5 protein-coding genes are annotated in these 6,903 nt (G+C 69.4%); 2 read left to right on the forward strand and 3 right to left on the reverse strand.

All coding sequences use genetic code 11. From position 1 onward, the window contains the following. Nucleotides 1-38: 38 nt before the first annotated feature. Nucleotides 39-458: a hypothetical protein gene (locus ACO6VK_RS18855; protein WP_422509817.1), complete on the reverse strand. Its 420-nt coding sequence runs from the start codon at nt 456-458 to the stop codon at nt 39-41. Nucleotides 459-724: 266 nt separating this feature from the next. On the opposite strand from ACO6VK_RS18855, the gene ACO6VK_RS18860 reads away from it, so the two are divergent. Then, nucleotides 725-1,027 (forward strand): NHLP-related RiPP peptide, encoded by a 303-nt coding sequence (locus tag ACO6VK_RS18860; RefSeq protein ID WP_422509819.1) that lies wholly within the window; start codon nt 725-727, stop codon nt 1,025-1,027. A gap of 7 nt (nt 1,028-1,034) precedes the next feature. On the opposite strand, the gene ACO6VK_RS18865 is transcribed toward ACO6VK_RS18860, so the two are convergent. Together ACO6VK_RS18865 and ACO6VK_RS18870 are read right to left on the reverse strand one after the other, a co-directional pair. Continuing rightward, nucleotides 1,035-3,545, reverse strand: a complete 2,511-nt coding sequence (locus ACO6VK_RS18865; RefSeq protein WP_422509821.1) for a putative peptide modification system cyclase — start codon at nt 3,543-3,545, stop codon at nt 1,035-1,037. Between the two features lie 13 nt (nt 3,546-3,558). Continuing rightward, nucleotides 3,559-4,605 (reverse strand): diguanylate cyclase domain-containing protein, encoded by a 1,047-nt coding sequence (locus ACO6VK_RS18870; RefSeq protein WP_422509823.1) that lies wholly within the window; start codon nt 4,603-4,605, stop codon nt 3,559-3,561. Nucleotides 4,606-4,924: 319 nt separating this feature from the next. Between ACO6VK_RS18870 and ACO6VK_RS18875 the strand changes: the two genes are divergently transcribed. Then, a partial coding sequence (locus ACO6VK_RS18875) for a type VI secretion system Vgr family protein (RefSeq protein ID WP_422509825.1) occupies nt 4,925-6,903 on the forward strand: 1,979 nt, incomplete at its 3' end.

Here is a 6,903-nt window from a genome sequence, read left to right on the forward strand (position 1 = left end):
GTCTCTTCTTGTGTGGGGGGATGTGTTGGGGTCTCTCACTACCGTGGTGCTACCGCCGGCGGTGGCGCACCCAGATTTTCGCGCAGGCCTGCGGCGGTCTGCATGCCGGCCGATTCCAGCGCCGCGGCGCTGTCCTGCCCCTGCCAACGTCCCATCCAGTGGGCGATCGCGGCCGGCCCCCACCAGTGCATGTCGCGAAGCTGCTCGTCGCGTGCGCGCCACGGATTCTCGCGGTCACGGACGAACACCAGCCCTCCCTCGATCAGGGTCTGCAGCGCGCGATCATCGGCATCGTCAGGCGGCGCGCTCCAGCGTTGCGGATCGAACCGTCCCAGCAGCAGCACCGCAGACGCATCCAGCTCCAGCGGTGCATCCAGATGCGGTGCCAACGCCAGCCAGCGCAGCTGTGTATTTACGCCACTGCCGCCACGCAGCACGCTCTGCAGCGAGAATGACACTTCGCACTGCGGCTCAAGATGCACGATTCCGCATCGCCGCATCGACCTACCTGCTTCCATATCCACGCCGTCCTGAGTGCTTCGCGGATCGCATCCGCCCTTCGTTGTCGGCATCCGTACCGTATTCTTCAGGCGCGACCCGCCCGCGCGTGGGCATGCCCTATTCAAGTCGCCCCTGCTCTGGCCGCTACCGATCGCAGGCTTGCCGGCATCGCCCGGCGCCCCTGCCCCGTCGTCACCACGCTTCTTCTGTCGAGACTGCCCGCATGTCGAGTGAAAAGACCCCCCTGAGCCCCGCCGATGCCATCAAGCTGCTGGACCTGCTGTCCAGCGACGCCGACTTCCGCGCCCGTTTCGCGGCCAGCCCCGCACAGGCGTTGAGCGAGATCGATGCAGCGCTGGGCGACGCGTCGGTGCTGTGCTGTCTCGACGGCACGCTGGCATCGCCTGCGGAGTTCGAGGCGGCACGCGAAGCACTGCTCGACCACCTGACCCGGGTGACGATGTTCAACAACCCGCATTGCTTCGTCACCGGCGAGGTGGATGCCTCGCTCAAGCGCACGCCCTGATCGAGATTCAGCGAACCGCCGCGACAGCGGGGCAACCCGCTGCCGGGCACCGCTGCACGGCCAGCCTGGCGTCATGCACGTTCAGCGCCTGCAGGGCGTAGGAGCCGGCGCTCTCGGCATACGCGCGACCGCGATTGGCGAGCAGCCACTGCCGCTCGCGTTCTGCATCCTGCTCCGCGCCGTCGGCAAGATAGGCACTGCGCAGCGCGCTGTGGACCTGGTACAGCTCGCTGCCGTCTTCCAGTGCCTTCAACCGCGCCACGGACGGCCCGGTCTTTCCCTGCCGCGCCAGTTCCAGCGCGTCCACGATGGACACCACCTGCGCCGCACGCGCATCGCCAAGCTCGCGTGCCAGCGGCAGCAGGGTGGGCAGGTAGTGCGTGGCAACGCGATCCAGCCCGGCGCGTTGCGCGGCATAAACGGCCACGGCGGCGAAGTAAAGGCGCTGGCCACGATCATCGGTGTCGCTGCGCCCGGCCTGTCGCAACAACGGCTGCACGACGCGGTGGAACTCGGCGTCGGTGGGCGGTCGCCCGGTGCCGCTGCGTACCGACAGGTCGATGACGCCGAACAGTTCGCACACCTGCACCGAGGTCCCGCACTCGGCGGCCGCCTGCTGAGCCGACCGGCGTGCCGCGTCGATGTTGCCCTGGTCCAGCGCTACTGACGTGCGTTCCAGCCAGTTGCCCGGATCGGTTTTTTCCAGCTTGCCCAGCAGCTTGGCGGCGGCGGCAACGTCGCCGGACGCCGCCAGCGCGGCGACGCGCTGACGGGTCCCCTGCCCACCACTGGAGACAGCCGCCTCGTTGAAGGTGCGCAGCGCCTGGCCGAATTTGTTCTGCGCCAGCTGGGTGCGGCCAAGCAGGTCCACGGCCAGGCTGCGCAGGGGGTACTGCATGACGTCGCCGTGGCGTACCGCCTGCTCGGCCACCGCGTAACGGCCCATGTCCAGCTCGGACAGACCGTAGTTGATGTGCGCGCCGTGATGGTCCGGGTAGAGATCGGCCAGCAGCTTCCACTTCTCTGCAGCCGCGGCCTGACCAGGCTCGCTCAGCTCCAGTTTCCATGCATCCAGGTAAAGCGCCTCACGCGCGGTGAGGCGGTCACGCAGCAGGACCGCCTTGGCCAGCAGTTCGCGCGCCGGGTCGCGCTGGCCGCGGCTCACCTGGATGCGCAACTGGGCCAGATAGGCGAACGCGAACTCCGGGTCCAGCCGGGTTGCCTGCTCGAAATACGCCAGCGCCTGCGGCATGCGATGCTGGCCATAGGCCGCCAGTCCTTTCGCATAGGCGTTGAGCGCATCCAGATTGGCGGTAGCCACTTCCGGCAGCGGTGCCGAGGTGCGGTCGATATCCTGCAGCGCTTCACCCAGACGGCCACGCAGGCTCGCAACCACGCGATCGGTGGAGGCCAGCACCGATTCCAGTCCCCGGCCATCGGCGTACTCGGAGTAGACCGTCTCGCCGCTGGCCGGGTCGACCACTTCGACCGAGACGCGCAGCTTGCCGTGCACTTCCAGCACCGACGGCAGAATGATCGCGCGCGCGCCATCCCGTGCGGCCACCTCCAGCGCAAGGCGCCGGTCGAGGCGGACATCCGGCGTACGCCGCATCCGGGTCAACGTATCGCGCACCTTCATGTCGCTGAGCACGTTGACGAAGCGCGACTGCTCCAGGCTGATCCGAAACGCCTGCTGCAGGCTGTCGTCGAGCAGGACATTGCCGGTGAGGTTGTTGACGTCCCCCACCACCACCCAGTCGCGCTCGGCGAAGGCGATCGCCGGCTCGGGCCGCAGCAGCATCCACCCGCCCACAGCCAGCGCCGCCACCAGCAGTGCTTCGGCGGCCAGCGCGGCCGGCTGCCGCCACATCGGGATGTCGCGGCGCGCCTTGGCATTGCCGCGCGGCATGCGCAGCGGGGCGAAGCCGATCTCGCCCACCTCGAACACTTCCTGGGTGGTCGGCACGCCCTTGAAGCGCCAGCGGCCATGCGACTTCCACAGCAGGCGCTCGCCGCGCTCGCCCAGTTCGCCGGTGGCGCGATGGGTCAGCGATTCGGCCACCGCCGACAGCAGGATCTGGCCCGGTCGGGCCAGCGTCATCAGACGCGCGGCCATCGGTTTGGCCAGGCCCTCGACCTCGAGCGACTTGGCCCCGACCTTGATCGCCTCGGGGCTGTTTTCCCAGGTCAGCACTTCGCCGACGTGGAGACCGGCGCGGGCGCGCAGCACGATGCCGCGTTCCTCGCCGATCTGCTGCAGCCCGCGCTGGTAGTCCAGTGCGAAGCCGAGCGCATCGATGGCGCGTTCGAACAGCAGGAAGAGCCCGTCGGAGCGGTCGATCTGGTGCCCGTTCCACTGCTGCTGCAGGGTCAGCACCAGGCGGTCGTGCTGCTGGAACAGCTCGGCTGCGGCGCTGTCGCCAATGCGTTCGACCAGGATCAGCGAATCGCACAGGTCGGTGAACAGCAGGGCCCGCAGCTGCGGGGTCTGGGTCGACGTTCCGATGTCGCCATTCATGCCGCTCTCCCGATCAGGGCGTATCGGTCGCTGCACGCGACCAGTGCAACCGGTTGCCGCCCAGGCGCTTGGCCTGGTACAGGGCGCTGTCGGCGCGAGCGTACCACTCGCTCCAGTCGCTGTGCGCGTCCAGCAGCCCCACCCCGATGCTGACCGGGCAGACGTGCGGCATGCCGTGGGCGCGGCCCATCAGGCCGTGCACGGCGCTGAGGATGAACTCGGCGGCGTGCTGCAGGACATCGGCGTCGGCCTGCCGCAGCAGCAGGCAGAACTCGTCCCCGCCCAGCCGGCAGGCCATGTCCTGTTCGGCGGCGACCGAGCGCAGGATGTTGGCCACGCTCTGCAGGACGCGGTCGCCGGCCTGGTGGCCGTGTTCGTCGTTGACCTGCTTGAAGCTGTCGCAGTCGATCAGCAGCAGGCCCTGCGGTGGGCCGTCGGCGTGGCCGCGGCATTCCTGCAGGTACAGCGCCAGGCCGCGGCGGTTGTGCAGGCCGGTGAGCTCGTCGGTACGCACCAGCTCACGGGTGTGGGTGAGCTGGTGGGTGGTGACGTACAGGTTGTCCAGCGCGGTTTCCAGGTCGTGGTTGCGCCGGCGCAGCTGGCGGATCAGGACCTGTTCGTTGCTGACCACGCGCATGATGGTCCGGCGCAGGAAGTACGCCACCAGGCCCGGGTCGCGAAGGACCAGGCGCTGGAAATCGGCGTGGTCCAGCTCCAGGACCACGCTGTCTTCAAGCGCGCGGGCGTCGGCGCTGCGCGGGTGGTCACCGATGAGCAGGCCCAGCTCGCCGAAGAACTCATGCTGGCCCAGCGACTTGACCACCAGGTCTTCACCGAAATCCAGCTCCACCGCGCCGCTGTCGATCACATACATGGTGTCGCCGGGCTGTCCGCGCAGGAACAGCAGGTCGCCGGCGGTCAGCTTGCGCTGGCGGCCGAATTCGGCGAACAATGTGAATTCGTCGGGGCTCAATACGGCATGGACGATCTCAGCCATCGCTGTCTGCGCGATGCCTGGCTCCTGTTCGCACACAATCGCCGCCGCAACCTTGCCGGTCATCCCGTGCACCCGCTTCCCAGCGTTCCCCCGGTGAGCAGAAGAGGATAGCACCGTTAAAAACTGTGCGCCTCATCCCATTTCCGACCCGGGAGGCCCATTTTCACCCCTCCCCGTTCATCTTCACGCCCCAGGCAGGCTGCGGGAGGGCGGGGTGCAACGATTCTGAAAATGCCAGCGGCCGCGCGGGCCGCATCCCAGGGATTGCAGGCCTCCCCGGCGGATTCACCCGTGACGGTCGCGGTTGAGTAGGATTTTCCCGATAGCTGTGATGGTGTCCCGCCCCTAGGATCGCGCCTCCGGTCTATAGAACGTTGACGATATGGATGTCTCCGCTCCTTCGGCGCTCGCCACCCTTGGCGCCCCCTCCCAGCAGGCGCGCCTGATCCAGCTGCTCGGCCCGGCTTCCGGCCTGGTGGTGGAGCGCTTCGAGGGCCAGGAGGCGGTCTGCGGCAGCACCCGTTTCGAGATCGACTGCCTGTCCACCGATGCGTTCCTGGACATGGCGCCGTGGCTGGAGCAGCCGCTGACCCTGCAGCTGCGTCGCGCCGATGGCGGCATGCGCCAGTGGCACGGCCTGTGTACCGAGGTGGCCCAGCTTGGCAGCGACGGCGGCCTGGCGCGCTACCGGCTTACGCTGGAACCGTGGACCGCGCTGCTGGCGCTGCGCCGCAATGCGGTGATCTTCCAGGACCTGGACACCCGCGCGATCTGCGAGCAGATCTTCGCCGACTACCCGCAGGCGGCCTTCCGTTTCGATGTGCAGGCCACGTTGCCGGCCCGTGCGATCACCACCCAGTACCGCGAGAGCGACTGGGGCTTCGTTACCCGCCTGCTGGCCGAGGCCGGCCTGGCCTGGTGCATCGAGCAGACCCAGGACGGCGAGGCCGCGCACACGCTGGTGGTGTTCGACCCGGCCGCCGAGCGCCCCGCGCTGGGCAGCCAGCGCTTCCACCGCAGCGACATCGCCGAGGCGCGCGATGGCATCACCGCGTTTGCCGAGCAGCGCCAGCTGGTCCCCAACGCCAGCAGCGTGGCCAGTTGGCACAGCGAGCAGCTCACCGCCGTCAGTGGCCAGAGCCAGGCCGAGGCCGGCGAGCTGCCGGTGCTGGAGGTGTACGTGCAGCCCCGCGCCGGGCGCTTCGCCCAGGCCGCGCTGGCCGCCGATGAGGCGCAGGCCCGGCTGGATGCGCTGCGCGTGCCGATGACCCTGTTCCAGGGCAGCGGCTCGGTGCGCACACTCGCCGCCGGCAGCGCCTTCACCCTCACCCAGCATCCGCAGCACGAGGGCCAGGCCTTCGTGCTGCTGGCCGTGGCGCATGCGGCGGTCAACAACCTCGGCCACGGCATCGTCGAACTGCTTGGCGAAGCGGCCCTGGAGCAGGGCAGCTACCGCAACCGCTTCGTGGCTGCCCCGCACGACACCCCGATCCGCGCCCTGCCCCAGGACCGCCCCACCCTGCACGGCCCGCAGACCGCACGCGTGGTCGGTGTGGCCGACAGCGTGGTCAGCCCCAGCCGCGACCACCAGGTGCGCATCCAGTTCGGCTGGCAGCGCGGCGTCTCGCCCAATGCCGGCGGCATGACCGAGACCGGCAGCCGCAGCGCCGGCCATGCGCCGGGCGACCAGACCAGCGGCAGCTGGGTGCCGGTGGCCGAGTGGGTGGCCGGCCCCAACTGGGGCACGCATTTCCTGCCGCGCATCGGCGCGGAGGTGCTGGTGGAGTTCCTGCACGGGGACATCGACCAGCCGCGCATCACCGGCCAGCTCTACAACGGCGAGGTCGCCCCGCCCTTCGGCGGCGGCCTGGACGACAAGGCCCAGCACCCCGGCGTGCTCAGCGGCCTGCACACCCAGTCCCACGATGGCAGCGGCACCCAGCAGTGGGTGATCGACGACACCACCGGCCAGCTGCGCACGCGCCTGCAGACCTCGCTGGCCGACAGCCGGCTGGAGCTGGGCTACCTGATCGACCACAGCGACACCCGCCGGGGCGCGCTGCGCGGCCAGGGCTTCGAGCTGGCCACCCACGGCTGGGGCAACGTGCATGCCGGCCAGGGCCTGCTGCTGTCCACCAGCGCCCGCCAGGACGCCACCTCCACGGTGCTGGACAGCCATGAGGCGGTCGAGCAGCTGCGCGCTGCCGAGCGGGCGCTGGAGGCGATGCACGACACGCTGCAGAAGCAGGATGTGCCGCCGCTGGGCGCACTCACCAGCACCGCCCAGCTGCGCGCCAAGATCGACCCGACCGCCGAGGGCAAGTACGGCAGCCAGGTCAACGGCCAGTCCGGCATGAAGCC

It is taken from the genome of Stenotrophomonas sp. GZD-301 (genome assembly GCF_049310345.1).
Taxonomy (GTDB): Bacteria; Pseudomonadota; Gammaproteobacteria; order Xanthomonadales; family Xanthomonadaceae; genus Stenotrophomonas.